Genomic DNA, 26373 nt, shown 5'->3' on the forward strand with positions numbered 1-26373 from the left:
CCGGACGGTGTCAGTCGCGGTGCCGGATCTCCACGTGCTTCGCCTCCGTCTTCTTGGCGCCCAGGCCCACACTGACGGTGAGCATGCCGTCGGTGTACTCGGCCCTGACGTCCTCCTCGTCGGCACCGGCCGGCAGCGACACGCTGCGGCTCATCGCTCCGTACCGGATCTCGCTGCGATTCCCCGCGGGAAACCCCTCCGCTGGGACCGTGCGGTCCCTCTCGTTCGCTGCACGGGCCGGAACCGGGCGGCCTCGCAGGAGACTCAGTCGTTCCAGCTCCACTCGGCGACCTCGGGCAGGTCGGTGCCGTGCTCGCGGATCCAGGCCTGGTGCCGGACGCGGGTATCGGCCATTGCCTGCCGCACGGCCGCGGCCCGGACGGCGAGACCCGGAACGCGGTCGATGACGTCCATGACGAGCCGGTACCGGTCGAGGTCGTTGCGGACGACCATGTCGAACGGGGTGGTCGTGGTGCCCGACTCCTTGTAACCGCGCACATGAAGGTTCCTGTGGCCGGGGCGGCGGTAGGCGAGGCGGTGGACGAGCCACGGATAGCCGTGGTAGGCGAAGATCACCGGTTTGTCGGTGGTGAACAGGCCGTCGTACTCGAAGTCGGGCATCCCGTGCGGGTGTTCCTCGTGCGGCAGCAGCCGTGTCATGTCGACCACGTTGACCACCCGCACCGCCAGAGTGGGCAGGTGCCGGCGTAGCAACTGGGCCGCCGCCAGCACTTCCTGCGTGGGCACGTCACCGGCGCAGGCCAGGACGACGTCGGGTTCGCCGCCGTTCTCGGTCCCGGCCCACTCCCAGATCCCGGCGCCGCGCGCGCAGTGGACCCGGGCCTGTTCGATCGTCAACCAGTCGAAGCAGGGCTGCTTGCCCGCCACGACCACGTTGACGTAGTCGCGGCTGCGCAGGATGTGATCGGCCACGCACAGCAGGGTGTTCGCGTCCGGCGGCAGGTAGACGCGGACCACTTCGGGGCTCTTGTTGAGGACGTGGTCCACGAAGCCGGGGTCCTGGTGCGAGAAGCCATTGTGGTCCTGGCGCCAGACGTGCGAGGTGAGGAGATAGTTGAGCGAGGCGACCGGTGCGCGCCAGGACAGCTCACGTGAGGTCTTCAGCCACTTGATGTGCTGGTTGACCATGGAGTCGACGATGTGCACGAACGCCTCGTAGCAGGAGAACAGTCCGTGCCGGCCGGTCAGCAGGTATCCCTCCAGCCAGCCCTGGCAGAGATGCTCGGAGAGGATCTCCATCACGCGGCCGTGCCGGTCCAGGTGCTCGTCCACCGGGAGCATCCCCGCCTGCCAGGCCTTTCCGCTGGCTTCGAAGACTGCCTGAAGACGGTTGGAAGCGGTCTCGTCCGGGCCGACCAGGCGGAAGTCCCGACGCAGCCGGGTGTCGTTCATGACCTGTGCGAGCAGGGCGCCGAGGATCCGGGTGGGCTCGTGCAGCGTGGTACCCGGCTTGTCGACGGGCACGGCGAAGGCGTCCGGGGAGGGCAGTGGAAGCTCGCGGACGAGTAGACCACCGTTGGCGTGCGGGCTCACCCCGAGGCGCTTGGCTCCGTCGGGGACGCAGGCGAGGACGCCGTCGCTCGGGCGGCCGTCCGCGCCGAACAGCTCCTCGGGGCGGTAGGAGCGGAGCCACCGCTCCAACTGCTCCAGGTGAGCCGGGTTTTCGCGGACGGAAGCCAGGGGTACCTGGTGGGCACGCCAGGTACCCTCGACCGGTTCGCCGTCCACCTCGGCCGGCCCGGTCCAGCCCTTCGGAGTACGCAGCACGATCACCGGCCAGTGCACGCGCTCGGTGATTCCGTCGTCCCGGGCCCCGCGCTGCGCCAGGGCGATCCGGTCCAGGGCGTCGTCGAACGCGGCGGCCATGGCGCGGTGCACCGCCATGGGATCGTCTCCGGTGACGTGGATCGGTTCGTAACCGTAGCCCCGCAGCAGCCCGTCGAGTTCGTGCTCGGGGAGCCGGGACAGGACGGTCGGGTTGGCGATCTTGTAGCCGTTGAGGTGCAGGATCGGCAGGACGGCGCCGTCGTGGACGGGGTCGAGGAACTTGTCGGAGTGCCAGGAGGCGGCGAGCGGCCCGGTCTCCGCCTCGCCGTCACCGATCACGCAGGCCACCAGCAGGTCCGGGTTGTCGAAGGCGGCACCGTAGGCGTGTGCGAGGGAGTAGCCCAGTTCGCCGCCCTCGTGGATCGAGCCCGGCGTTTCCGGTGCCACGTGGCTCGGCACACCGCCGGGGAAGGAGAACTGCCGGAACAACCGCTCCATGCCCGCCTTGTCCCGCGAGACGTCGGGATAGGTCTCGCTGTAGCTGCCTTCCAGCCAGGATCCGGCGAGGACGGCGGGCCCGCCGTGGCCCGGACCCCAGACGCACAGCGCGTCCAGTCCGCGCGCTTTGATCACACGGTTGAGGTGGGTGTACACGAGGTTCAGACCGGGCGAGGTGCCCCAGTGGCCGAGCAGCCGCGGCTTGATGTGCTCGGGCCTGAGCGGTTCGGTCAGCAGCGGGTTGGCCATGAGGTAGATCTGGCCCGCCGCCAGATAGTTGGCAGCGCGCCAGTGGGCGTCCAGGGTGCGCAGTTCCTCGTCGGTGAGTGCGGTGGCGTCCGGGTGGGCGGCATGGGACATGGGCACCTCGGTGTGTTGTTTTGTCAGCCGTTCCGCGTGCGCTGCGGAAAGGTCCGGCCCCGTCGGCGTCCATTGCACCCCGTCCGGTCCCTGGGCGCTGGGGCCTAGTAGCCCATACGCGGGGCCTGAGGGCCCCATTTCCTCCTACACGGCCGCGACGAGACTGGGACCGAGGAACCTCGGCCCCGGCGGCGACAGCCATGTCCGACGTCACCACCACCGACCTCTACGAAGTGACCATGACCATGTCCTACCTCCGGGTGGAGAGGGACGACGCCGAGAGGTTCGCGGCCGCCTTGCACCGGCCTGCCCGGGACCTCGAACCGCTTCGCGGCCTGTCCTTCGCAGGCGAGGTGCGCGCGGTCGGAGGGGCATGTGCTCTTCGCCGGTGAGCCCTGCTGGAGGTGACCGCACCACTCCCTCAGGCCCAGCTCGTCGAGACGTACCTGCTGAACCAGCTCTGCCACCAGACGGTGGTGGCGTCCAAGGCGGCGCGTTGCGTCCTCGCTGCGGCCGGCCGACCGGTCGTATCTTCGCGCTGCGCCGCACGTACGGCCCGCGGGCGGGGCTGCAGGCCGCCCGGCTGGACGCCATGGTGGGCTTCGCCGGCACCAGCGACGTGCAGGACGCGCGCAAGCGGTTCCGCGAGGACTTGGCCGATCTGCCCGACTCGGCGCGCCGGATCGAGAATCCCGAGCCGGTCCGGCCGGTGCGGTCCGAGTCACTCGACCATCTGACGGCCTCGGTACAAGCCGACATCGAAGCCCGGCTGTGCCCGGAGGACCGCACCGCACCGTCGGACACAGCGGACCGCCGTTCCGCCACGCTCTCGGTCCCCCCGGACACTGATCGGACACGTGACGGCGGAGGGTTCGACGGGCCTCCGACGGGGACCATCGGCCCCTGGCAGGCCGACACCACCGTGGCCTTCCATGGAAGTGGCGGCGGCATCCCCCCGCGCCACCGCAGGGAGGAGGCGACGAGCGATGTCCGCTCCCGCACCAGCAACGAAGAACGCTGAGGCCGAAGCCCCCACCGGCTCAGAGGCAACCAGGGCCTCCACTCGCGTCCGCGTGGGCGACGAGATCGTGGTACGCGGGACCACGGCCGGGGTCGTCGCACGAGACGGCGAGATCGTCGGACTCCACCATGAGGACGGCACCCCGCCCTACGACGTGCGGTGGGCCGAGGACGGACGAGTGACCCTCTACTTCCCGGGTCCTGATGCGTACATCCGGCACTTGGTGACCGGAGGCGATCATGTCCGGGCCCGGTGAACGCCGACCGGTCGTGGTGGGCGTCGATCCCGATCCCGTCCACCGGATGGCACTGGTCTGGGCGGCCGACGAGGCCGCCCGCAGACGGCTGCCGTTGCGCGCCGTCCATGTGGAGGGCGTGCCCACCAGGGGGTACCGGAGGCAGGAGGTCCCGCCGTCCTGGGAGGAATGGAACGAGGCGCTGCACAAGGCCGGCGAGCAGGTGCTGGGGCAGGCCGTGGACTTCGTCTCGGCCCGGCACCCTCAGCTCCAGGTCGACGCGCTGCTCGCGGAGGGCGACCCGGTGTGGGTGCTGCGCGAGCAGAGCCGCGATGCCACCTCCCTCGTGCTGGGATCGCGGCACCTGAGCCGGAAGCAGGAGGTGTTCGGCTCCGCGTCGGTCGCTCTGCCGGTCATGGCCCGTACGCACTGTCCCCTGGTGGTCGTCCCCGAGCCGGAACACGTCACCGAGGAACCCCCGTACTTCGTCGTCGGCGTGGACGGCAGCGAGCACTCCGCCGCTGCGGTCGACCTGGCGTTCGAGGAGGCAGCCCTGCGCGGCGCCCGGCTGCGGGCCCTGCTCGTCTGGGAGCCAGGACCGCTGAGAGTCTTCGACGAGCACCAGCCGCAGCAGGAGGCCCGTCGGCTCCTCTCCGAGATCGTGGCAGGACGCCAGGCCCGCTATCCCGAGGTGGACCTGCACCACGAAGTGCTCGTCGGGCATCCCGTCCAGGTGCTCACCGACGCCTCGGCCCATGCGCTGGGCCTGGTGGTGGGGACCCGGGGCCGCGGAGGCTTCGCCGGCATGCTGCTGGGCTCGGTCAGCCAGGGCGTGCTGCACCACGCCCGTTGCCCCGTCATCGCCGTACCGACCCGCGAGTGAACCGGCAGACCGGCACGAAGGGAAGCCGCCGTGACTGCACAACCTCTCGACGTGGACACCGTCGCCGGGCTCGTGGCGGACGCCGCGGCGGCGCCCTCACTGCACAACGCCCAGCCCTGGACCTTCCGCTACCTGCGGGACATCGGGGTCCTTCGGCTGTACGCGGACCTGGAGCGGGCACTGCCGCGAACCGACCCCGAGAACCGCGGCCTGCACGTGGGGTGCGGCGCCGCGCTGCTCAACCTGCGCGTGGCCGCCGCGGCAGCCGGACTCGCGCCGGTCGTCCGGTTGCTACCGGACCCGGCCTGCCCGGATCTCCTCGCCGAGGCGCACCTGTGCGGCACGGGAACCCCCGACGGCGCGCTCGCCCGGCTGAGCCCTGCGATCCATCGCCGTCACTCCAGCCGCTTCCCCTTCCGCGAGGAGACCCTCCCCCTCGACGTGCAGGAGACGTTGCAGGAAGCTGCGCTCGCCGAGGGCGCACAGCTGCTGTTCCCCGGCGCATGGCACGTGCAGTCGATCCTGGAGCTGGTAGGGGACGCCGAGGGCAGGGAGGCGCTGGCGCCGGACGTGCGTGAGGAGACGGCGCGCTGGGCGCACACCGGCTCTTCCGGCAGCGCCGGGGCCGTTGACGGCATCGCCGCCGAGGCTTTCGGTCCTCGGCAGCGCCACACCACGGTCCCCGTGCGTGACTTCGCCGTCGGTCGTCCGGTGCCCGAACGCGGCTGGGCGCCCTTCGAGAGGGAACCGAACATCGCCCTGCTGGGTACGGCCCACGACGGGCCCGCGGACTGGTTGTCGGCCGGTCAGGCTCTGGAACGGGTCCTGCTCCAGGCCACGACGGACGGGCTCGTCGCCTCGGTCACGTCCCAGCCCCTGGAGTGGCCCGAGATCCGGTGGGCCGTCCGCGACCCCGTCTCCGCGATGGCCCATGTCCAGATGGTCATCCGGCTCGGTCACGGCCCCGAAGGCCCCGCGAGCCCACGGCGGGCTGTGGCCGAAGTGCTCGACGTTCTCTGAGTCCGGGCCCTCGAACCGTGGGACAGCGAGGAGGAGCGCATGAAGGTCTCCGAGGTGATGACGGCTCCTCCGGTGTGCGTGGCGCCGAACGCCACCCTGGCCGAGGTGGCCCTGCAGATGGCCGAGACCGCCGTCGGGTCTGTGCTGGTGGTCGAGGACGGAGCACTGCACGGCATCGTCACCGACCGCGACCTCGCCGTTCGTGGCATGGGCGGCGGCCTGGACGCGAGGGCCCGGGTGGACGCGGTGATGTCGACCCGCGTCGTCACGGTCGAGGCCGTCGAGGATCTAGGGGCTGCCTATCGCACGTTCCGTCGCACGGGGGTCCGTCGGCTTCCGGTCCTGGACGCGGGCCGGGTGGTGGGGGTGCTGACGATCGACGACCTCTTCCTCGACCTGTTCCGGCGGTTCGCCGACCTGCTGGGGCCGGTGGCCTGGAGCGTCCTGCAGGAGCCTCCGGGACCGCCCCAGGAGGCCGGAGCCCCGGATGCACCCTGAACGGACCCGGCAGGGCACGACCGCACTTCACGAGGACGGTCCGGCGGCGGGCAGCGGGGCCGCAGTGCAGGTGCCGGCCCCGGAGCGGCCGAGCACCCCTGTGCCGTCGATCCCCTCCCTGCCGGTTCCCGCGGTCTTCACCGCCCTGGAAAGCTCCCCGCGCGGTCTGACACCGGCCGAGACCACCGCCCGACGGGACCGCTACGGCCCCAACGAACTGCCCGGAGCGAGCCACGGCCAGGTATGGCGCCGGCTGCTCGCCCAGTTCACCGACCTCTTCGCGGTCGTCCTGCTGGTCTCCTCGGCGATCACGTTCCTCGCCTACTGGCTGGGACAGCCCCGGGACCCGGCCACCCTGCAACTGGCCCTGGCCATCTTCGCTGTGGTGCTGCTGAACGCCGGCATCGGTTTCGCACAGGAGTACTCCGCCGAGCGCACCGCGGAGTCCTTGCAGGCGATGGTGCCGCACACCTGCCGGGTACTGCGGGACGGGGAGCGGCGGGAGCTGTCCGCGCGGGATCTGGTGCCGGGCGATGTGGTGGTCCTGGAGGCCGGGGACGCGGTGCCGGCCGACTGCCGGCTGGTCGAGGCTCAGGAAGCAGCCGTCAACAACGCCGCACTCACCGGTGAGAGCGATCCCGTCACCCGCATCGCGGAAGCCGTGCCGCCGGGGCCTCCGCTGGAGGCGCGCAACTGCGTCTTCATGGGCACCGACCTGGTCGCCGGCACCGGCAAGGCCGTCGTGTTCGCCACCGGTACGGCCACCGAGTTCGGGCGCATCTTCCGGCTCACCGCCGCCGCCCCGAGGCAGCAGACCCCCCTGCAGCGGCAGGTCGCCGTCATGGCCCGCCGGGTCGCGGGCGTGGCCCTTGCGACCGGTGCTGCCCTGTTCGCGGTGCGCGTGCCCAGCGGACAGCCGTTCGTCGACACGTTCGTCTTCTCGCTGGGAGTGATGGTCGCTCTCGTGCCCGAGGGGCTGCCGGCCACGCTCTCCGTGTCGCTGGCGATCGGTGTCCGTCGCATGGCCCGCCGGCACGCACTGGTCAAGCAGTTGCTCGCCGTGGAGGCGCTGGGTTCGACCAGCGTGATCTGCACCGACAAGACGGGCACGCTCACGCAGGCCGAGATGACCGTCGTGCAGCTGTGGGCGGACGGGGTGTCGCACGCCGTGTCGGGGGTGGGGTACGCGCCGGTCGGTGAGATCACCGACGCCCCGCCCGTACGGGAGCTGCTGCGCGCGGCGGCTCTGTGCAGCAACGCCCGACTGGTGCGGCCCGCCGGGCGGGACGCGTGGCGGGTGCTGGGAGACACGACCGAGGGTGCGCTGCTGGTGGCGGCCATGAAGGCCGGTCTGGACCCCGCCGAGGAGGAGATGCGGGCACCCCGGGTGGGGGAGTATCCCTTCGACTCGGCGCGGAAACTGATGAGCACCGTCCATCGCGACAGCGACGGGACGTATTTCGCGTGTGCCAAAGGCGCCCCCCTCGAACTGCTCACCCGCTGCGACGCCCTCGGCCACGGTGACGGGAAGACGCCGCTGACGGAGGCCGATCGCAGCCGTGTGGCCGCAGCCGCGGACGGCATGGCCGGGCAGGGCCTGCGCGTGCTGGCGGTCGCACGACGGCAGGTCTCCGGGCCTCGGCCGCCGATCGCGGATGTCGAGTCGGAGCTGACCCTGCTGGGGCTCGCCGGGATGTACGACCCGCCCCGGCCGGAGGTACGGGACGCGGTGGACGCGTGCCGACGGGCCGGGATCCGCATCGTCATGGTCACCGGTGACCATCCGCTGACCGCGGAGGCGGTCGCCCGTCGCGTCGGCATCGTGCGCGAGGCGGCTCCGGCCGTGGCGACCGGCACCCAGCTGGACACGATGGACGACAGCGGGCTGGACGACCTGCTGACCGGCTCCACCGAACTGTTGCTGTGCCGCGTCAGCCCCGAGCACAAGATGCGGGTCGTCACCGCGCTGCAGCGGCGCGGAGAGGTCGTAGCCGTCACCGGCGACGGGGCCAACGACGCCCCGGCCCTCAAGCACGCCGACATCGGCGTCGCCATGGGCGCCTCCGGCACCGACGTCGCCCGCGAGGCCGCCGTGATGGTGCTGCTCGACGACTCCTTCGCCTCCATCACCACCGCGGTGGGACTGGGCCGTTCGGTCTACCGCAACATCCGCAAGTTCCTGATCTACCTCTTCAGCCACAACATCGCCGAACTCATGCCGATCCTCGCGGCGACCTTCGCCGGTTTCCCGCTGGTGCCGATCACGGCCGTGCAGATCCTCGCCATCGACCTCGGCTCCGACGTGCTGCCCGCCCTCGCGCTCGGCGCGGAACCGATGGAACCCGACGTCATGAACAGCCCGCCGAGGCCCCGCCAGGAGCGGCTCTTCTCGGCCGCCGTCATGGGCCGCATCCTCTTCCTGGGGGGTATCCAGGCCCTCGGCGTGTGCGCCGTCTTCTTCTGGCACATCCACGCCTCCGGCATCCCCTACGCGGACTTCACCCAGGACGACCCCGTCTACCGCGAGGCGATCACCATGGTCCAGGCCGGCATCGTCGTCAGCCAGTTCTTCAACGCCCTCGCCGTGCGCACCGACCGGCAGAGCGTCTTGCGAGCCGGTCTGCTGAGCAATCCGTGGCTGCTGGCCGCCGGCTGCTTCGGCATCGGGCTGATGGCCGCCATCAGCTACGCGCCACCGCTCCAGGCCATCTTCAACACCGCGCCGCTGACCCCAGCCGACTGGGCGGTCCTGGTGGCGTTCGGAGCACTGCTGCTGGCGGCCGAGGAACTCCGCAAATGGACGCTGCGCCGCCGGAGATCATCCCCGAAGGGAGGAACGCCATGAGAGTGATCATCGCGGGCTGCGGTCGGCTCGGGGCCACCCTGGCCACGCAACTCGTCACCGAGGGCCATGACGTCCGCCTCATCGACCACCAGCCCAAAGCGCGGCGGAGGTTGCCACCGGGCTTCCCCGGCGCCTTCCACGTCGGCAACGGCTTCAGCCGCTCCGCGCTGGAATCGGCCGGCATCGCCCATGCGGACGCCTTCGTCGCCGTCACCTCCGGAGACAACAGCAACATCGTCAGCGCGCGCACCGCCAAGGAGACGTACCGGGTCCCGATCGTCCTCGCCCGCATCCACGATCCACGCCGCGCCGACATCTACCGGGACCTGGGAATCCCGACCATCTCCAGCGTCCGCTGGGCCGTGGGCCGCATCCACCAGATGCTGCTGCACCGGCACCTCACACCCGAGGTCTCCTTCGGCAACGGCGAGACGCTCCTCGTCCGCTCCCAGCTGCCGTCCTATCTCACCGGACGGCAGGTCACGGAGTTCGACGTCGACGGCGAGATCCGGGTCGTGGAGATCACCCGTGGCGGCCGGTCGCTGCTCCCCGCACGCGGTGTCCTCGCCGAGCCCGGCGACCTCGTCACCTTCGGTGTCGCCGCAACGGCGCTGGGCCGGCTGAGCGGCTTTCTCGACAAGGAGCTGGGAACGTGAAGGTCCTGATCGCGGGCGCGGGCCGACTCGGCACCCAGATCGCCCAGGTGCTGTCCGCCGCCCGTAACGACGTCACTCTCGTCGAGTACGACGACGAGCGCGTGGCGGAACTCGGAGGCCTGCCGCACGTGCGCCTCGTGGCGGGGGACGCCTGCGAGCCGGGCCTGTTGGAGAGCGCGGGCGCGCTGGCCTGCGATCTCGTCATCGCGGTCACCGGCCGCGACGAGGACAACCTGGTCATCAGCCTGCTGGCGAAGCGGCAGTTCGGGGTGGGGCGGGTGGCCGCGCGCGTCAACGAGGCGGAGAACGCCTGGCTCTTCGACCAGCGGTGGGGCGTGGACGCGGCGGTGCCCGCCGCCACCCCGCTGATCTCCCTCATCGAGGAAGCCACCGGGGCCACGGACACGGTGGCACTGCTGCGGCTGAGCAAGGCCGGTGTCGAGGTCATCGAGACCGCGATCACCGAACGGTCCCGGGCCGCCGGTCACACGCTGGGCGAGGTCTCCCTGCCCGCCGGCACCGTGGTCGCCACCGTCGTACGGGGCGGGCAGCCCACTGTCCCGGGTCCCGAGGTGCGGCTGCTCCCCGGCGACGAGTTGCTGCTCGTGTCGCACGCGGCGACCGAACAGGAGATCCACGCGGCCTTCCAGTGAGCTGCCCCGGCGCCGGACCGGCCCGACGTCACTGCTTCTGGCAGCGCACGATCACGACGGGGCAGCTCGCATGCTGCGACACATGCTGGCTGACGGAACCGAGCAGGGCGCGGGCGAATCCGCCCCTGCCCCGGCTGCCGACGACCAGGACCTCGGCTCCTTCGGCTGCCCTCAGCAGGACGTCGGCGGGGTTTCCGTGCACCACGTGGGTCCGGACCGCGTCGGCAGCTCCCGCGCCGAGCACATCGGTCAGTTCCTGGCTCATCTTCTGCCGGGTCTCGTCCTCGTCGACGTCCATGTCCACGGCGGGCGCCGACCAGCCGTACAGGCCCGGCAGCTCCCACACCGCGACCGCGTCCACGGTGCCGCCGACCAGGCCGGCATAGCGCACTGCCCAGCGCAGGGCCTCGTACGAGGACTGCGACCCGTCGACACCGACCACCACCCGGCGCTCGGAGGCATCCTTGTCCATGCGTCCCACCTCTCCTTCGTCTGTGCCCGCCGGGCCGGTGCACCTCTGTTCTCCACGCTGCGGGCCTCCTCGCCGGACCGCCAGAGATGAGCATCCAGCGGCATGACGGACGACGGGAGCGACGGTGCCGTCAGCGCCCGAACCTTCACTGCCGTTCGGGCACGACCGCGACCGGGCACCGGGCATGGTGCAGGAGTGCATGGCTCACGCGGCCGAGCTGGAATCCGAAGGCGCTCGTCCGGCGCCGGGCCCCGACGATCACCAGGTCGGCAGCCGCCGACCGGTCCACGAGGACCTTGGCGGCCGGTCCCTCCGGCGTCGCCGGGCGCGTCCGGACATGCGGATACTCGGCGATCGCGGCCTTGAGCCGGGCGTCGACGACAGCGGAGGCACGCTCCGCGTACGTGTCCGCCGGCCCTCCTGTACCTATCCTGTTGCCGTTCCTGTCGAAGGCGGGCCTGCGCCAGGCATGCACCACGTCCAGGACACAGCCGCGCACCTCGGCCTCCCGGAAGGCGAACCGCACGGCCTCGGTGCTGGTGTCGTCGGCGTCACCGATGCCCAGCAGGATCCGCTCATGCGTGCCCGCGAGCCCCGCCGGATCGCCCCGGACGACGATCACCGGGCAGTGCGCCCGAGCCGACACGGCCAGACCTACCGACCCGAGAAGCAGTCCCTTGACCTCGCCCCGGCCACGCGAACCCGTCACCAGCGTGATGGCCTGGCCACTCTCGTGAACAAGAGCGGCCACCGGGTCCTCCGGGATGATGTCGGTGGTGACCTTGACATCCGGGTTGCGCCGTTCGGCACGATCGGCCGCCGAAGCCACGATGTGCTCGGCCAGCACCTGCTCGGAAGGGCGCCCCAGGCCCACCGAAGGAAGGCCGAGCTCATAGCGCTCCCACAGGGAGGCGTACACGAGCCTCATCGGAGCACCGTGGCGCACGGCCTCGTCCACGGCCCAGCCGACCGCCGTCAGAGACGAGTCCGATCCGTCGACGCCCACCACCAGGGGAAGTGTCACCGTCCCCACCGCCTTTCATGGGGCCGTCTGTCATAAAGCACGGGGGGACCTTCACCGTCGCACCCCGTCGCCGCGGTCGCGAGGGCGCTTCGGCCCGCACCGGAGGACCATCGGCCCCCTACTGCTCGCGGTCTTGTCCGTGCGCCTGTCGAACAGAGGCGGCGACCCGGTCGATCAACTCGGGAAGCGCCGACCGCACCACGCCGCTCAGCCCCTCGCCCACTTCCACGTCGGCCACTTCCATGGCGTGCACCACCAGTCTCGGCGGCAACTGGTCGAGGGCCGCCGCCAAGGCCAGGCACTCCCCCAGGCCGAGTGCGTGCGTGCTCGCCGTGGCCGCTGTCCAGGAGGCCGCGTCGGCCGCCGAGAGGACGTGCAGCTCCCCCGGCCGGGTCGGCCGCGTCCGGAGCGCTTCCACCACGACCACCGTGTCTGCGCCGCGCCACAGGTCGAGCATGCGGGCGGGTTCACCGTCGCTGACCGCCAGGACGGTTCCGTCGGGAACCCGGGCCCGCAAGGCCTCCACGGCTGCCGGGCCGACACCGTCGTCGCCACGCAGGGGATTGCCCACGCCGATCACCACGACCCGCCGGCTCATGCGCGTTCCACGGTGACGTCGAGGAAGTGGGCGGCACAGGAGATGCAGGGATCATGGTTGCGGATGGCCCGTTCGCAGAGACGAGTCAGTTCCTCGTCGTCGGCGGCCGGCCCGGGCCCGTCGAGGCGAGCCTGGACGGCTCTGCGCACGTCCTCCTCGATGGCCGTCTGGTTCTGGGCCGTGGGCGGGACGATACGGGCCTCGGTGAGCGTGCCGTCCTCCGTGAGCGCGTAGCGGTGGTACAGCAGCCCCCGGGGCGCCTCGGTGGCCCCGGCGCCGGACCCCTGGCGCGGCAAAACCTCGACGGCCGGCCGGGGAGGTCGTTCGTATCCGTCGATGATCCGCAAGGCCTCCTCTACGGCCTGCACCACTTCGACGGCCCGTACGACGATGCTGCGGAAGGGGTTGTCGCAGATGGCGCCGGCCCCGGGATCACCGAGACCGGCTTCCCCCGCCGCCTCGGCAGCCACGGGATGCAGCCACTGGCCGTTGATCGCGTAGCGGGCCAGCGGGCCGGTGAGGTAGCGGCGGCCGTCGAGCGTGGCCGTCAGGGCGGTGGAGTGGGGTACTTGCCCTTCCCGGACGTGCTGTTCGAAGTCGGACAGGGGGACCGAGTGCGGCGCCCGGCCGTTGTCGGCAGCGGCCATGACCGCCGGTGTTCCGGTGTCGACGGCGTACCGGCCGGGGTCGCTCAGCGCCAACAGGTCGTGGTCGCACACCGCGTCGGGGAAGTCGAACGCCGCCACCCAGCGGACGGTCTCCAGCGCGTCGTCCCGGGCTTGCCGAAGCCGCTCCGCCAGCGGGCGCAGCTCGTCCGGTGCGGGCGTCCGGTAGAAGCCGCCGATCCGGACGTTGACCGGGTGGATGGGGCGGCCGCCGAGCTGTTCGACGATCGCGTTGCCGGCCTGCTTGAGTCTCAGGCCGCGCTCGACGGCCGCTCGTTGGTCGCGGGCGAGTTCCACGACGTCGGCACGCCCCAGGAAGTCCGGGGCGTGCAACAGGTAGATGTGCAGGGTGTGGCTCTCGATCCACTCGCCGCAGTACAGCAGGCGGCGCAGCTGCGCGAGGGGGCCGTCGACCGTGACGCCACAGGCGTTCTCGATCGCCTGGCAGGCGCTCATCTGGTAGGCGACCGGGCAGATGCCGCAGATCCGGGCGGTGATGTCAGGGGGTTCGGTGTGGCCCCGGCCGGTCAGGAAGGCCTCGAAGAAGCGTGGGGGTTCGTAGATGCGCAACCGCGTCTCGGCGACCGTGTCCCCCTCGACGCGCAGGTGGAGGGCAGCCTCGCCTTCCACCCTGGCCAGCGCGTCCAGCCGCAGGACGCGGGTTCCGCGATGGTTCATGCGAGCCTTTCCGGGCGCGGGTCCGTCAGGCCGGAGGGCCCTGTCGCTCCTCGGCCGCGAGGTCGGGTACGGGGGCATATTCCGGCGACGCGGCGTTGAAGGTGCGGAAGACACGCTGGACGTCCCGCTCGCTCATCCCGTCGTGGCGCAACTGGGCGATCATGGAGCGCAGGTTGGGTTTGCTCGACGGTCCGAAGCAGCCGTAGCAGCCGCGACCGTAGGCGGGGCAGATGGCACCGCACCCCGCGTGCGTGACCGGGCCCAGACAGGGGGTGCCGTGGGCCACGGTGATGCAGGTGGTGCCGCGCCTCTTGCACTCGAAGCAGACGCTGTGGTTGGAGATCTGGGGCCTGCGGCCGGCCAGGTAGGCGGTGATGACCTCGAGGAGCTGGCGACCGTCGATGGGGCACCCACGCAGCTCGAAGTCGACCGGCACATGGGCCGAGATCGGTGTCGAGGTCTCCAGCGTGGCGATGTACTCCGGCCGGGCGTACACGGCGGCGAGGAAGTCGTCGACGTCGGCGAAGTTGCGCAGGGCCTGGATGCCGCCCGCGGTGGCGCAGGCCCCGATGGTCACCAGGTACCGGGAGATGCGGCGGACGTGCTGGATCCGCTCGGCGTCCTCGACGGTGGTGATCGACCCTTCGACCAGGGAGAGGTCGTACGGCCCCCGGCCGTCCAGCCGCGCGCGTTCCCTGTCGGCGCCCTCGGCCGGGCTCATCTCCAGGAAGTGGTCGATCCGTACGCGCCCGGTGACGCCGAGGAGTTCGTCCTCGCAGTCCAGCAGCGTCAGCTGGCAGCCGTCGCAGGAGGCGAACTTCCACACGGCGAGCGTCGGCCGTGTGCGAATGACCGGGCCGAGGTCGGTGACCATGTCACAACTCCCTCACAAGGAGTAGGGGCGCCACCCGGTCGTAGCCGACGACCGGCCCGTCGCGGCACAGCAGGAGCGGACCGAGCTGGCAGTGGCCGCAGTGGCCGGTGGAGCAGTGCATGTTGCGTTCCAGGGACACCTGAATGCGGTGCGGGGCCAGGCCCCGCGCCACGAGGTCGCGAGCGGTGTGACGCATCATCACCTCAGGCCCGCACACCGAAGCGCAGGTCCGTTCCGGGCGCAGTTCGAGGCGGTCCAGGAGCGTGGTGACCACGCCCACCGCGCCCTGCCAGCCCGGGGCGGCCCGGTCGACGGTCACCTCCACCCGGGCCTGGCCGCGCCAGCTCTCGACCTCGTCGCGGTAGACCAGATCGGCAGGGGTACGGGCGCCGACGAGGACCGCGAGCGGACCGTACGCCGCCTGCCGGCCCAGGACGGCGTGGACGACCGGCCGCAACGGTGCCAGACCGATGCCGCCGGCGACGATCAGAACATCGTGGCCGACCGCCGCGTCGAGGTCCCAGCCGGTGCCGTACGGCCCGCTGAGCCCGACGCTGTCACCCGGGCGCAGTCGGCAGAGGGCGGCGGAGACCGCACCCACCGCACGCACGGTGTGTACGAGCCCTCCGTGGCGGCCCTTCAGGGCGCTGGCAGAGATGGGCACCTCACCGACCCCGAACGCGTAGAGCATCGCGAACTGCCCTGGGGCGAAAGGCGGGAGTCTCCGCCCGGCCGGTACGAGCTCGATCGACCGGGTGTCGCCGGTCTCGTCCCAGGTGCCGGCGACCCGGTACGGCAGCGGGGGCGTCACGGTGCTCATGGTGGCTCCGGCGTCGATGCCGACGTCCCGGACTGTGTCCAGTCGTGCAGGGCGGCCGCTTCCTCGGTGATGTCGATGCCGACGGGGCACCACACGATGCAACGCCCGCAGCCCACACAGCCGGACGAGCCGAACTGGTCGTACCAGGTGCCGAGTTTGTGGGTCATCCACTGCCGGTAGCGGCTGCGCGAGGAGGCACGGACCGGACCGCCGTGCAGCTGGGAGAAGTCCAGGTCGAAGCAGGAGTCCCACAGCCGCCACCGCTCCGCGTGGTCGCCGGTGAGGTCGGTGACGTCCTCAGTGGTGGTGCAGAAGCAGGTGGGGCACACCATGGTGCAGTTACCGCACGTCAGGCACCGCCCTGCGACGTCGTCCCAGCGCGGGGCGTCGAGGGTCCCGGCCATCAGCTCCCGCAGGTCGGCTTCGGGCATGGTCCGGCCCATGCGGTCCGCGGCGGCCGTGACGCCCGCGCGAGCCGTCTCCTGGGTTGCGGGGTCCGCCGGACGAGCGGGCAGTTCGGCCAGGATCTCCGCGCCTTCCTCGCTGCCGCTGCGCATCCAGAAGCGGTGCCCGTCCTCGTCGACCACTTCGGTCATCACCAGGTCGTAGCCGGGACCGGCAGCGGGTCCGGTGCCCATCGAGACGCAGAAGCACGTGGCGCCGGGCTCCGTGCACTCGACCACGATCAGCAGGGCCCCGGAACGCCGCCCCTCGTAGCCGGGATCGCGGTACGCCCCACCGGTCAGGACGCGGTCCTGGATGGCGATGGCCCTCAGATCGCAGGGGCGCACACCGAGGAACGCGTACCGAGGCGGCGTGGCCTGGTGGGCCGTGAAGACCAGATCGCCATCCACCCGGTCGGCGCTCCACTCCCGCACCCGTGCCGGGTGCAGGAAGGACTTCCACGACTGGGGACCCGCCGCGTTCGCGAAGGCCGCGCCGTCCGGCCGCTCCCGCAGCCGGTACCGCCCGGCCTCCAGCTCCACTCCCCACCCGTACGGCAACTCGTCGGCCGACCGCAGCTCCGCCAGCACGATGGCGCCGTCCCGCACCGTGGGGCCGACCACGGTGAACCCACGCCGGATCAGCACGTCCACGAGCACGGCCATACCGTCCTTGCCCATGACGAGTCCGTCGGACGCGGGCGGCTGGGAGGCATGCACTTCGGCGTCGGTGCTCATGACCGACCTCCTTCGGCACAGCGGACGGCACGTGGAGCCCCGCCGTCCCCTCACACCTACGATCGCAGCATTTCCGCTGTGGCGCCGCGCCGACAGAGCCATGTGGACACACACGCGGGGTCCGTTGGTCCCGGTGACCGGAGCCAGCAGGAGACCAGGTGGACCCGTGCGAGCGCGACGATCGGACGGCGGCGGTCCGTTCCGCCCACGCCTCTCACCGGGCGCGGCGAGGGCGACCGAATGCGGTCGGCGGTCGGCCCAGGAACAGGGACGAACGTCCCCTGGCGTGCACTCGTAGTGCGGCGATGTCATGAAGAAGGACTCGACCCGAGAGTCATCGCACCCGGCACTCAGGTATGCCATGAATGACCGACCCTCCCTCACGGCACGACTGCGTCGCTCGATCGCGGCGGGTGTGTCGCCGCGGCTCGAACCCGTCCTGCTGGCCGTGACGGCAGCGGCCCTGATCGCTGGTGGCATCGCCTGGCTCATGGACGCCGGTGACTTGGCCGGCCTCTTCTGGGAACTGGGCACCCTCTTCGCCCTCGTTCCCGCGGTGGGATGGGTACTGGCCGCGCTACGGCAGGGCCGCACGGGTGTGGACCTCATCGCCGTACTCGCGCTCGGCGGCACCCTGGCCGTGCACGAGTACCTGGCCGGTGCCCTGATCGCACTGATGCTGGCCACCGGCCGCACGCTGGAGGCCGCAGCCCAGCGACGTGCCTCGCACGACCTGCGTACCTTGCTGGAGCACGCACCACGCTCCGCACGCCGCCGCACTCGCGCCGGGGTGACCATGGTGCCGCTGGCGGAGGTCGCCGCCGGTGACCTGCTCGTCGTCGGCCCTGGTGAGGTGGTTCCCGTCGACGGCCGCGTGGAGAGCGCCACCGCGGTCCTCGACGAGTCGGTGCTCACCGGTGAGCCCCTGCAGGTCGAGCGGGCGGGCGGGGAAACCGTGCGCAGCGGCGTGGTCAACGCCGGAGACGCCTTCGAGATGCGGGCCACGGCCACCGAGCAGGGCAGCACGTACGCCGGGATCGTGCGACTGGCCCAGCAGGCCGGCGCCGGGTCCGCGCCGGTCGTGCGGCTGGCGGACCGGTACGCGGCCTGGTTCCTGCCGCTGTCCCTGGCGGTGGCGGGACTGGCGTGGCTGATCAGCGGCTCGGCTGTACGAGCGGTCGCCGTACTGGTGGTCGCCACCCCGTGCCCGCTGCTGCTGGCGGCACCGGTCGCGATCGTCTCCGGTCTTTCCCGCGCCTCCCGCCTCGGCGTCGTCATCCGCGACGGCGGCGCCTTGGAGAACCTGGGCCGCGCCCGCACCCTCCTGCTCGACAAGACAGGCACTCTCACCCGAGGTCGGCCCCGCGTGGTCGACGTCACCGCCGCCCCCGGCATCAGACCCACGGAAGTCCTGCGCCTGGCGGCCTCCCTCGACCAGTACTCGCCCCACGTACTGGCCCAGGCCATCGTCGACGCCGCCCGGGATCGCAAGCTGGAGCTGTCGATCCCCTCCGACGTCGCCGAGGAACCGGGCCGGGGCGCCACCGGCACCGCCGATGGGCACCGGCTCGCCATCGGCCGTATCGCCGCCGGCGAGGACCGGCCGACCTGGGCCCGGGCGGTCGACAAGCGCGCCCTCCTCGACGGCGCGGCCGTCGCCTGGCTGACCCTCGACGGACACCTGGCCGGCGCCGTCCTGCTGCGCGACCCGCTGCGCCCCGACGCACCGCGCACCCTGCGCCACCTGCGGGCGGCAGGCTTCACGCGGCTGCTGATGCTCACCGGGGACCGTGCCGCACCCGCCCGCGAAGTCGCCACCGTCCTCGGTCTGGACGACGTACGTGCCGAACTCTCCCCCGCCGACAAGGTCGCCGCCGTACGGGCCGAAGGCGAGCGCGCGGTCACGGTGATGGTGGGCGACGGCGTCAACGACGCACCCGCCCTCGCCGCTGCCGACATCGGCGTCGCCATGGGCGCACGCGGCTCCACCGCCTCCTCCGAAGCGGCCGACATCATCCTGACCACCGATCGCGTCGACCGCCTCGCCGACGCCGTCGCCATCGCCCAACGCGCGCGGCGCATCGCCGTCCAGAGCGCCCTCGGCGGCATGCTGATGTCGCTGGCGGCCATGGCCGCGGCTGCTGTCGGCCTGCTCCCGCCCGCCGCCGGCGCGCTGCTCCAAGAAGGCATCGACGTCGCTGTCATCCTCAACGCCCTGCGCGCCCTGCGAGTCGGCCAGGCCGCCCGGCCGGCCCTCGCCCCCGCCGCCGAGGCCCTCATCCACCGTTTCGCCGCCGAACACGAAGGGCTTCAGGACGTCCTCGAATCCGTCCGCGACACCGCCGACCGGCTCTCCGACTCCCCTGGCCCCCAGGCCCTGGAAGCTGTCGAGGAGACCCACCGGCTGCTCGTCCAACGGCTCCTCCCGCACGAGTACGCCGAGGAGCACGAGCTGTACCCGGCCCTCGCGCCGACGCTCGGCGGACCCGAGGCCACCGCCACCATGAGCCGTGCCCACACCGAAATAGAGCGTCTCTCCCGCCGCATCGCCATCCACCTGCAACTTGCCCACGCAAGCGGGGGCCTCTCCCCCGAGCAACTCGACGACCTGCGCTCCTGTCTGTACGGCCTGAACACCGTCCTGCGCCTGCACTTCACCCAGGAGGAGGAGAACTACTTCTCCCTCGCTCCCTGAACGACGGCATCGTCAGGCTCCGTGTTCCGGGTCGGCAGGCGATGAGGACGACACGGATCTGAGCCGTCCGGCCGCGGATCGGGGCCCTTCGACCCAGTGCGGACGGGGCAAGCCGGGCGGATGGTCGAAAAGGATCCGGAGGAAGGAGGGGCCGGCATGCCGTGGGAGACCATCCGCAAGGACACCCCGCTGGGCACCGCCCCCAATCTGCGCGACTACGACAAGGAATGCGCGAGCTTTTCGTGGCAGGCGGCACGCGGCAGGCTGCAGGGGCTGCCCGGTGGGCGGGGACTGAACATCGCGCACGAGGCCGTGGACCGGCACGCGGCGTCGGAGCGGGCCACAGCGGTCGCGCTGCGCTGCGTGGGACGGGACGACTCCGTCACCTCGGTGACCTACGGGGAGCTGGGCCGCTCGACGGCACGGTTCGCCAACGTGCTCCGCGGCCTCGGAATCGGGTACGGCGACCGGGTGGTGACGCTGCTGGGACGCTGCCCCGAGCTGTACACCGTTGTCCTCGGCACGCTGAAGAACACCAGTGTCCTGTGCCCGCTGTTCTCCGCCTTCGGACCCGACCCGGTGTTCCAGCGGATGACGCTGGGCGACGCGCAGGTGCTGGTCACCACGGCGGACCTGTACCGGAAGAAGGTCGCCGCGCGACGCGACGCACTCGCCGCCCTGGGTCACGTGCTGATCGTCGGCGAGGGCGCGGACGACCTGCCCGGCACGCTGTCCTTCACCGCGCTGATGGCCGACGCGTCCGACACCTTCACCATCCCGCCGACCTCTCCCCACGACATGGCCCTGCTGCACTTCACGAGCGGCACGACCGGCATCCCCAAGGGGGCGGTGCACGTGCACGAGGCAGCCGTGGCCCACTACATGACCGCGCTGTACGCCCTCGACCTCCACGAGGACGACGTGTTCTGGTGCACCGCGGACCCGGGCTGGGTGACCGGCATGTCCTACGGGATCGTCGCCCCTCTCATGCACGGAGTGACGGTCGTGGTGGACGAGGGCGACTACGACGCCCGGCGCTGGTACCGGATCCTCGCCGAACAGCGGGTGAGTGTCTGGTACACGGCGCCGACGGCCCTGCGCATGCTGATGCGGACGACCCCGAGGACGGGGCCGTATGACCTGCCGCGCTCTTTTGACTTGAGTGCGCTGCGGTTCATCGCGTCGGTCGGCGAGTCGCTCAACCCGGAGGCGGTGGTGTGGGGTCGGGACGTGCTCGGCCTGCCGGTGCACGACAACTGGTGGCAGACCGAGACCGGCGCCATCATGATCGCCAACTTCGCCGCCTGCGACATCCGCCCCGGTTCGATGGGGCGCCCGCTGCCCGGCGTGGAGGCGGCGGTGCTGCGGCGCGGCGAGGACGGCCGGGCCGAGGTCGCCGACGGGCACGTCACCATACTGGAGGAGCCCGGCGTAGAGGGTGAACTGGCGCTCCGGCCCGGCTGGCCGTCCATGTTCCGCGGCTACCTGCACGACGAGCCACGCACCGCGGCGGCCTTCGCGGACGGCTGGTACCTCACCGGTGACCTGGTACGGCGCGACACGGACGGCTGGTACTGGTTCGTCGGGCGCGCCGACGACGTCATCAAGTCGGCAGGACACCTCATCGGGCCGTTCGAGGTCGAGAGTGCTCTGATGGAGCATCCGGCGGTCGCCGAGTCCGGGGTCATCGGCCGGCCGGACCCCGTGGCAGGGAACATCGTCAAGGCGTTCGTCACTCTGCGACCGGGCTTCGACGCGAGCAGCGCGACCCGGCGGGATCTGCTGGCCTTCGCCAGGCGTCGGCTGGGCCCGGCCGTGGCGCCCCGCGAGATCGCCTTCGACCAGCACCTGCCGCACACCCGCAGCGGCAAGGTCATGCGCCGCCTGCTACGGGCACGGGAACTCGGCCTGCCCGAGGGCGACATCTCCACCCTGGAGGAGCCCACTTCGGAGGCCGCCTCCACGGCGAGGACGGAGCAGCCCGCATGACCACCACGCGCAGCCCCCGCGCACCACGGCCCGCCGCCCGGCCGAACCGTCAGGCCGCACATCGCCTGGCCCTGCTGGAATCCATGCTGCGCGTCCGCCGGTTCGAGGAACGCTGTGTGGAGCTCTACAGCGCGGCACGCATCCGGGGTTTCATGCACCTCTACATCGGCGAGGAAGCCGTGGCCGTCGGCGTCAACGAGGCCCTCACGGACGACGACGCGCTCGTGTCGACGTACCGCGAACACGGGCACGCACTCGCCCGCGGCGTTCCGGCTGAGGCGATCATGGCGGAGATGTTCGGCAAGGTCACCGGCTGCAGCCGAGGCCGTGGCGGCTCGATGCACCTCTTCGACGCCGGCCGCCGCTTCTACGGCGGCAACGCGATCGTCGGGGGCGGGCTCCCCCTCGCGGCCGGCCTCGCCCTCGCCGACCGCATGACCGCACGCAACCGCGTCACCTGCTGCTTCTTCGGCGACGGCGCCTTCGCCGAGGGCGAGTTCCACGAGACCGCCAACCTCGCCGCGCTCTGGCAGCTGCCCCTGCTGCTGGTCTGCGAGAACAACCTGTACGCGATGGGCACCGCTCTGGCCCGTCACCAGGCCCAGACCGACCTCGCGCTGCGCGCGGCGGCGTACGGCATGGTCTCCTGGGCCGTCGACGGCATGGACGTCTTCGCCGTCGAGGACGCCGCCCGGCGGGCCGCCGAAGGGGTGCGTGCCGGAACCGGTCCGCACTTCCTGGAGATGCGCACGTACCGCTTCCGCGCTCACTCCATGTACGACTCGGACCGTTACCGCGACAAGGCCGAGATCGAGCACTGGAAGGAGCGCGACCCGGTAGAGGGGCTCGCCCGGCGGATGCGGGAGGCGAAGGAGCTGACCGACAGGGCCCGCACGGCCCTCGAGGACCGTCTGGCCGCCGAGATCGACGCGGCCGTGGAAGCGGCCGACAAGGCTCCGGAAGAGCCCGTCGAGGATCTGTTGAAGTACGTCACCAGCCCGGTGGAGGTGACCCGGCCATGACCACGACGCACCCGCGCATCGCCGAAGCCGCCGCGCCATCCGGCCGGAAGACGACGTATCGGGAAGCCATGCGTGAGGCCATGCGCGAGGCGCTGCGCAGCGACGAGCGGGTGTTCCTGATGGGCGAGGACGTCGGCCGGTACGGCGGCTGCTTCGGTGTCAGCCTCGGCCTGCTGGAGGAGTTCGGGCCCGAACGGATCCGCGACGCCCCGCTGTCGGAGTCGGCGTTCGTCGGTGCGGGCATCGGTGCCGCTCTGGCGGGCATGCGGCCGATCGTCGAGATCATGACGGTCAACTTCAGCCTGCTGGCCCTGGACCAGATCCTCAACAACGCGGCGACCCTGCTGCACATGTCGGGCGGCCAACTGCCCGTACCGATCGTGATCCGGATGACCACGGGCGCGGGACGACAGCTCGCGGCCCAGCACTCGCACAGCCTCGAGGGCTGGTACGCGCACATCCCCGGCCTGCGGGTCCTGGCCCCAGCCACCCTTACCGACGCCCGGTACATGCTGGCTCCCGCGTTGGCCGACCCCGACCCGGTGCTGATCTTCGAGCACGGCACCCTGTACAACGTCTCGGGCGACCTGCCCGCCGGCGCCGGGCCGGTCGACATCGACCACGCGGCCGTCCGCCGGCCCGGCACGGACGTCACACTGATTACGTACGGCGGCTCCCTGCCCAAGGCATTGGCCGCCGCCGACGACCTCGCGAGCGGCGGCATCAGCGCCGAGGTCATCGATCTGCGCACGCTGCGTCCCCTGGACGACGCCGCCGTCGGCGACTCGGTCGCGCGCACGCACCGGGCCGTCGTCGTCGACGAGGGCTGGCGCACCGGCAGCCTCGCCGCGGAGATCTCGGCACGCCTCACGGAACAGCACTTCTACGATCTCGACGCCCCCGTCGAGCGGGTGTGCAGCGCCGAAGTGCCCATACCCTACGCGCGCGGGTTGGAAGAGGCCGCGCTGCCTCAGGTCGACGGAATCGTCGCGGCCGCGCACCGCGCCGTGGGTGAACCGGTGCTGACCGGAGCCAACGGGACGGAACGGCAACCGGTGACCGGAAGGTCGGGCTGAGATGACCGCGTTCACCATGCCCTCGCTCGGCGCGGACATGGACGAGGGACTGCTGCAGGAGTGGCTCGTGAGTCCCGGGGAGCGGGTGCACAAGGGCGATGTCATGGCGGTCGTGGAGACCGACAAGGCGGCCATCGAGGTCGAGTGCTTCGAGTCCGGGACGGTGGGGCGGTTGCTCGTCGAGCCCGGAACCCGGGTACCTGTGGGAACACCGCTCGCGCTGATCGAGGACCAAGCCGTGCCGGACGAGCGGGCGGGCGTCGGGGAGGCCATGGTGAGCAAGGCGCCCACGTGCGCGACAGGCGGCCAGGAACCGGCCACACGGCACCAGCGTCCGGCGCCTCGGAGGAAGGCGGCCCGCAAGCCCGAGGTGACTCCGGAGCCGGCACTCGCCGCATCCCGGAAGGAGCCGACCGGCGAGCACGTACATGCGCCCCCGGAGCCGTCCGGTGGAGCCGACTCGGTGATCGGCGCCGGCCCGCTCGTACGGCACCTGGCCGTGCTGCGCGGTGTCGACCTGACGACGCTGCACGGCACCGGCCCGGGCGGCCGGATCACACGCGCCGACGTGGAGCACGCCCAGCCGCCGCTGGCCCCAAAGGTGCGGGCCAGCCCGTACGCACGGCGCCTCGCCCACGACCTCGGCGTCGACCTGGCGGCGGTGCAGGGCACCGGGGACGGCGGAGCCGTGCGGGCGGCGGACGTGCGCACGGCCATGCGCACCCTTGCCGGAGGAAAGGGACCCGAGCGAACCGACCGAGGCCCGCTGACGGGCGACACGCTTCCGGACGCCGCCATACGAAGAGACAGCCGCCCGGAGGACCGTACGGACACCATGCGCCGTGCCATCGCCGACCTCATGAGCCGCTCCAAGCGGGAGATCCCGCACTACTACCTGTCCACCACCATCGACCTGACGGCGGCCGATGACTGGCTCCGCCGGATCAACCGCGCTCGTACGCCCACCGACCGACTCGTGCCGGCGGCCCTGCTCCTGAAAGCCGCCGCCGTGGCGGCACGCGAGGTGCCGGCGCTCAACGGCTACTGGCAAAACGGTGAATTTGTCCCCGCATCCGAGATCAACCTGGGCATCGCGGTCTCACTCCGGCAGGGCGGACTGCTCGCCCCGGTCATCCACACCGCCGACACACTGCCGCCCGACGCCCTCATGACCCGTCTGAAGGAGTTGGTACAGCGAGCCCGCCGAGGGCGGCTGCGCGGAAGCGAGATGACCGGCGCGACCCTGACCGTCACCAGCCTGGGCGACCAGGGCGTGGAGGCCGTGTTCGGGGTGATCCACCCGCCCCAGGTGGCCCTGGTGGGCTTCGGCGCCGTCGTCGAGCGGCCCTGGGCAGCGGGCGGCATGCTCGGAGTGCGTCCGGTGGTGACCGCGACCCTGGCCGCCGACCACCGGGCCACGGACGGCGCCGTGGGGGCGCGCTATCTCACGGCGGTCGACCGACTTCTGCAGAGACCGGAGGAGCTGTGAGTCAGATGAGGCCACTGAACAGCGCGGAGGCTCTGTCGCTGATCAAGGAGTCGATCACGCAGATCGTCCCCGACGCCGACTTCACTCTGGTGGAACCGGACGACAAGTTCCGCGACGTGCTCGAACTGGATTCGCTCGATTTCCTCAGCCTGGTCGAGCTGCTGTCCGAGCGTGCGGGCGTCCTTATCGACGAAGAGGACTACCCGGACCTGACCACGCTGTCCGACACGACGCGGTTCCTGGTCGAAAGGACCCGCCGGGGGTCATGACGACTCCCGATGCAGCACGACTTTCAGGGCGCCTGTGCTGGTGCCGCGCGCGAACACCTCGTAGGCGTCCTCCATCCGGTCGAGGTCCAAGTTGTGGGTGACCAAGGGAGAGACTGGCAGACGGCCGAACCGCAACAGTTCCAGCAGCCACGGTGTGGAGGACGTGTCGACCTGGCCCGTGCTGATCGTCACGTTCTTGCGCCAGAGGGACTCCAGATGCAGTGACACCGGTCTGCCATGCGTGCCGATGTTGGCGATGTGTCCTCCCGTGCGGACGGCCCGCGTGCAGAGCACGAACCCGTCCGGGTCGCCGGACGCCTCGATGACCACGTCGGCCCCTGGCCCCTCGGACAGGTCGGCGATCATGGTTCCTGGCGACTCGGCGGCATCCGCCCCCACACGCTTGGCGTTCTCCAGCCGAGCGTCGGCCAGGTCGACGACGATGATCCTGCGGGGCGAGTAGAGCCGCGCAAGGACCACCGTGGCGAGACCGACGGGGCCGGCGCCCACCACGACGACGGTGTCTCCGGGGCCGACGTGTCCGTTGCGGACCCCGACCTCGTAGGCGGTGGGGAGGAGTTCGGCGAGCAAGACCCCGTCAGCGAGCGGGAGGTCGGGGGGCCGTCGGGTGGTGGAGTGATCGGCGAACGGCACGCGCACCAGTTCGGCCTGGGTGCCGTTGATCAGACTCCCCAGGATCCAGCCGCCACCCCCACGGCACTGTCCGTACCTGCCGTCGCGGCACTCCGCGCAGTCACCGCAGGCCGAGACGGACGACACGATCACCTGATCGCCGGGGCGCAGGTGGTGGACCTGCTCACCGATGTCGACGACCTCACCGACGGCCTCGTGGCCGAGGACCGTCCCCGGCATCACCTCGGGGAAGTCGCCCCGCCAGATGTGCAGGTCAGTGCCGCACACAGTGGTGGCGTCGATCCGCACGATCGCGTCGGTCGCCTCCTCGATCACCGGATCGGGGACGGTGTCCCAGGAGGTGTGTGCCGGGCCGTGGTAGACGAGCGCTCGCACCGCTTTCACTCCCTCGCTCCCCCACCTCCACGGTC

Annotated in this window: 23 protein-coding genes and 1 pseudogene; 14 read left to right on the forward strand and 10 right to left on the reverse strand. The window is 71.5% G+C overall.

What is annotated here, in order from left to right; all coding sequences use genetic code 11:
* Positions 1-10: 10 nt before the first annotated feature.
* Both IE244_RS42815 and IE244_RS20050 read right to left on the reverse strand, forming a co-directional pair.
* Positions 11-283, reverse strand: a complete 273-nt coding sequence (locus IE244_RS42815; RefSeq protein WP_268252897.1) for an Hsp20/alpha crystallin family protein — start codon at positions 281-283, stop codon at positions 11-13.
* Positions 265-2646: a phosphoketolase family protein gene (locus IE244_RS20050; protein ID WP_191874923.1), complete on the reverse strand. Its 2382-nt coding sequence runs from the start codon at positions 2644-2646 to the stop codon at positions 265-267. The genes IE244_RS42815 and IE244_RS20050 overlap by 19 nt, the downstream gene beginning before the upstream one ends.
* Before the next feature lie 200 nt (positions 2647-2846).
* On the opposite strand from IE244_RS20050, the pseudogene IE244_RS20055 reads away from it, so the two are divergent.
* The 8 genes and pseudogenes from IE244_RS20055 to IE244_RS20090 form a co-directional block, all read left to right on the forward strand.
* Positions 2847-3277: pseudogene (locus IE244_RS20055) on the forward strand (nicotinate phosphoribosyltransferase); the annotation flags it as partial.
* Between the two features lie 442 nt (positions 3278-3719).
* The gene (locus IE244_RS20060; protein ID WP_229854231.1) at positions 3720-3923 is read left to right on the forward strand and encodes a DUF1918 domain-containing protein; all 204 of its coding nucleotides are present in this window, start codon (positions 3720-3722) and stop codon (positions 3921-3923) included.
* Entirely contained in the window at positions 3907-4785 is an 879-nt protein-coding gene (locus IE244_RS20065) for a universal stress protein (RefSeq protein WP_191874925.1), read from the forward strand. The genes IE244_RS20060 and IE244_RS20065 overlap by 17 nt, the downstream gene beginning before the upstream one ends.
* Positions 4786-4815: 30 nt before the next feature.
* Positions 4816-5805: an Acg family FMN-binding oxidoreductase gene (locus IE244_RS20070; RefSeq protein WP_191874926.1), complete on the forward strand. Its 990-nt coding sequence runs from the start codon at positions 4816-4818 to the stop codon at positions 5803-5805.
* A 39-nt stretch (positions 5806-5844) separates the two neighbouring features.
* Complete coding sequence (locus tag IE244_RS20075; RefSeq protein WP_191874927.1) at positions 5845-6303, forward strand: CBS domain-containing protein; 459 nt, start codon at positions 5845-5847, stop codon at positions 6301-6303.
* On the forward strand, positions 6293-9148 hold the full coding sequence (locus IE244_RS20080) for a cation-translocating P-type ATPase (RefSeq protein ID WP_229854232.1): 2856 nt from the start codon (positions 6293-6295) through the stop codon (positions 9146-9148). Before IE244_RS20075 ends, IE244_RS20080 begins: the two co-directional genes overlap by 11 nt.
* Positions 9145-9804: a potassium channel family protein gene (locus tag IE244_RS20085; RefSeq protein WP_191874928.1), complete on the forward strand. Its 660-nt coding sequence runs from the start codon at positions 9145-9147 to the stop codon at positions 9802-9804. Before IE244_RS20080 ends, IE244_RS20085 begins: the two co-directional genes overlap by 4 nt.
* A complete protein-coding gene (locus IE244_RS20090; RefSeq protein ID WP_191874929.1) occupies positions 9801-10457 on the forward strand; it encodes a potassium channel family protein in 657 nt (218 codons plus the stop codon). Before IE244_RS20085 ends, IE244_RS20090 begins: the two co-directional genes overlap by 4 nt.
* A gap of 28 nt (positions 10458-10485) precedes the next feature.
* Here the strand turns inward: IE244_RS20090 and IE244_RS20095 are convergent, their stop codons facing one another.
* From IE244_RS20095 to IE244_RS20125, 7 genes are all read right to left on the reverse strand, one after another.
* Positions 10486-10929 carry a universal stress protein gene (locus IE244_RS20095; protein ID WP_191874930.1) on the reverse strand — a complete coding sequence of 148 codons (444 nt, stop codon included), beginning with the start codon at positions 10927-10929 and terminating at the stop codon, positions 10486-10488.
* Between the two features lie 145 nt (positions 10930-11074).
* The gene (locus tag IE244_RS20100; protein ID WP_191874931.1) at positions 11075-11962 is read right to left on the reverse strand and encodes a universal stress protein; all 888 of its coding nucleotides are present in this window, start codon (positions 11960-11962) and stop codon (positions 11075-11077) included.
* 109 nt (positions 11963-12071) lie between these two features.
* Complete coding sequence (locus tag IE244_RS20105) at positions 12072-12551, reverse strand: hydrogenase maturation protease (RefSeq protein WP_191874932.1); 480 nt, start codon at positions 12549-12551, stop codon at positions 12072-12074.
* Complete coding sequence (locus IE244_RS20110) at positions 12548-13894, reverse strand: Ni/Fe hydrogenase subunit alpha (RefSeq protein ID WP_191874933.1); 1347 nt, start codon at positions 13892-13894, stop codon at positions 12548-12550. The genes IE244_RS20105 and IE244_RS20110 overlap by 4 nt, the downstream gene beginning before the upstream one ends.
* Positions 13895-13919: 25 nt before the next feature.
* The gene (locus IE244_RS20115) at positions 13920-14768 is read right to left on the reverse strand and encodes an NADH-quinone oxidoreductase subunit B family protein (protein WP_191874934.1); all 849 of its coding nucleotides are present in this window, start codon (positions 14766-14768) and stop codon (positions 13920-13922) included.
* Between the two features lies 1 nt (position 14769).
* A complete protein-coding gene (locus tag IE244_RS20120; protein WP_191874935.1) occupies positions 14770-15588 on the reverse strand; it encodes an FAD/NAD(P)-binding protein in 819 nt (272 codons plus the stop codon).
* Positions 15585-16769 carry a 4Fe-4S dicluster domain-containing protein gene (locus IE244_RS20125; RefSeq protein WP_191874936.1) on the reverse strand — a complete coding sequence of 395 codons (1185 nt, stop codon included), beginning with the start codon at positions 16767-16769 and terminating at the stop codon, positions 15585-15587. Before IE244_RS20125 ends, IE244_RS20120 begins: the two co-directional genes overlap by 4 nt.
* Positions 16770-17130: 361 nt before the next feature.
* On the opposite strand from IE244_RS20125, the gene IE244_RS20130 reads away from it, so the two are divergent.
* From IE244_RS20130 to IE244_RS20155, 6 genes are all read left to right on the forward strand, one after another.
* On the forward strand, positions 17131-19464 hold the full coding sequence (locus IE244_RS20130) for a heavy metal translocating P-type ATPase (protein ID WP_191874937.1): 2334 nt from the start codon (positions 17131-17133) through the stop codon (positions 19462-19464).
* 156 nt (positions 19465-19620) lie between these two features.
* Positions 19621-21453: an acetate--CoA ligase gene (gene acsA, locus IE244_RS20135; RefSeq protein WP_191874938.1), complete on the forward strand. Its 1833-nt coding sequence runs from the start codon at positions 19621-19623 to the stop codon at positions 21451-21453.
* Positions 21450-22475, forward strand: a complete 1026-nt coding sequence (gene pdhA, locus IE244_RS20140; RefSeq protein WP_229854233.1) for a pyruvate dehydrogenase (acetyl-transferring) E1 component subunit alpha — start codon at positions 21450-21452, stop codon at positions 22473-22475. Before acsA ends, pdhA begins: the two co-directional genes overlap by 4 nt.
* The gene (locus IE244_RS20145) at positions 22472-23551 is read left to right on the forward strand and encodes an alpha-ketoacid dehydrogenase subunit beta (protein WP_191874939.1); all 1080 of its coding nucleotides are present in this window, start codon (positions 22472-22474) and stop codon (positions 23549-23551) included. The genes pdhA and IE244_RS20145 overlap by 4 nt, the downstream gene beginning before the upstream one ends.
* A 1-nt stretch (position 23552) precedes the next feature.
* A complete protein-coding gene (locus IE244_RS20150; protein WP_191874940.1) occupies positions 23553-25040 on the forward strand; it encodes a dihydrolipoamide acetyltransferase family protein in 1488 nt (495 codons plus the stop codon).
* Positions 25041-25045: 5 nt separating this feature from the next.
* Complete coding sequence (locus IE244_RS20155) at positions 25046-25309, forward strand: acyl carrier protein (RefSeq protein ID WP_191874941.1); 264 nt, start codon at positions 25046-25048, stop codon at positions 25307-25309.
* Here the strand turns inward: IE244_RS20155 and IE244_RS20160 are convergent.
* Positions 25304-26338 (reverse strand): alcohol dehydrogenase catalytic domain-containing protein, encoded by a 1035-nt coding sequence (locus IE244_RS20160; protein WP_191874942.1) that lies wholly within the window; start codon positions 26336-26338, stop codon positions 25304-25306. The two genes, IE244_RS20155 and IE244_RS20160, sit on opposite strands and share 6 nt — an antisense overlap.
* Positions 26339-26373: the final 35 nt, after the last annotated feature.

This window comes from Streptomyces filipinensis (genome assembly GCF_014649495.1).
GTDB lineage: Bacteria > Actinomycetota > Actinomycetes > Streptomycetales > Streptomycetaceae > Streptomyces > Streptomyces filipinensis.

Coding starts and splice junctions, on each gene's coding strand:
- IE244_RS20050 (WP_191874923.1), bottom strand. CDS start 2,646: ATGTCCCATGCCGCCCACCCGGACGCCACCGCACTCACCGACGAGGAA.
- IE244_RS20075 (WP_191874927.1), top strand. CDS start 5,845: ATGAAGGTCTCCGAGGTGATGACGGCTCCTCCGGTGTGCGTGGCGCCG.
- IE244_RS20115 (WP_191874934.1), bottom strand. CDS start 14,768: ATGGTCACCGACCTCGGCCCGGTCATTCGCACACGGCCGACGCTCGCC.
- pdhA (WP_229854233.1), top strand. CDS start 21,450: ATGACCACCACGCGCAGCCCCCGCGCACCACGGCCCGCCGCCCGGCCG.
- IE244_RS20125 (WP_191874936.1), bottom strand. CDS start 16,769: ATGAGCACCGACGCCGAAGTGCATGCCTCCCAGCCGCCCGCGTCCGAC.
- IE244_RS20155 (WP_191874941.1), top strand. CDS start 25,046: ATGAGGCCACTGAACAGCGCGGAGGCTCTGTCGCTGATCAAGGAGTCG.
- IE244_RS20130 (WP_191874937.1), top strand. CDS start 17,131: ATGAATGACCGACCCTCCCTCACGGCACGACTGCGTCGCTCGATCGCG.
- IE244_RS20095 (WP_191874930.1), bottom strand. CDS start 10,929: ATGGACAAGGATGCCTCCGAGCGCCGGGTGGTGGTCGGTGTCGACGGG.
- IE244_RS20085 (WP_191874928.1), top strand. CDS start 9,145: ATGAGAGTGATCATCGCGGGCTGCGGTCGGCTCGGGGCCACCCTGGCC.
- acsA (WP_191874938.1), top strand. CDS start 19,621: ATGCCGTGGGAGACCATCCGCAAGGACACCCCGCTGGGCACCGCCCCC.
- IE244_RS20105 (WP_191874932.1), bottom strand. CDS start 12,551: ATGAGCCGGCGGGTCGTGGTGATCGGCGTGGGCAATCCCCTGCGTGGC.
- IE244_RS20065 (WP_191874925.1), top strand. CDS start 3,907: ATGTCCGGGCCCGGTGAACGCCGACCGGTCGTGGTGGGCGTCGATCCC.
- IE244_RS20120 (WP_191874935.1), bottom strand. CDS start 15,588: ATGAGCACCGTGACGCCCCCGCTGCCGTACCGGGTCGCCGGCACCTGG.
- IE244_RS20150 (WP_191874940.1), top strand. CDS start 23,553: ATGACCGCGTTCACCATGCCCTCGCTCGGCGCGGACATGGACGAGGGA.
- IE244_RS20110 (WP_191874933.1), bottom strand. CDS start 13,894: ATGAACCATCGCGGAACCCGCGTCCTGCGGCTGGACGCGCTGGCCAGG.
- IE244_RS20080 (WP_229854232.1), top strand. CDS start 6,293: ATGCACCCTGAACGGACCCGGCAGGGCACGACCGCACTTCACGAGGAC.
- IE244_RS20145 (WP_191874939.1), top strand. CDS start 22,472: ATGACCACGACGCACCCGCGCATCGCCGAAGCCGCCGCGCCATCCGGC.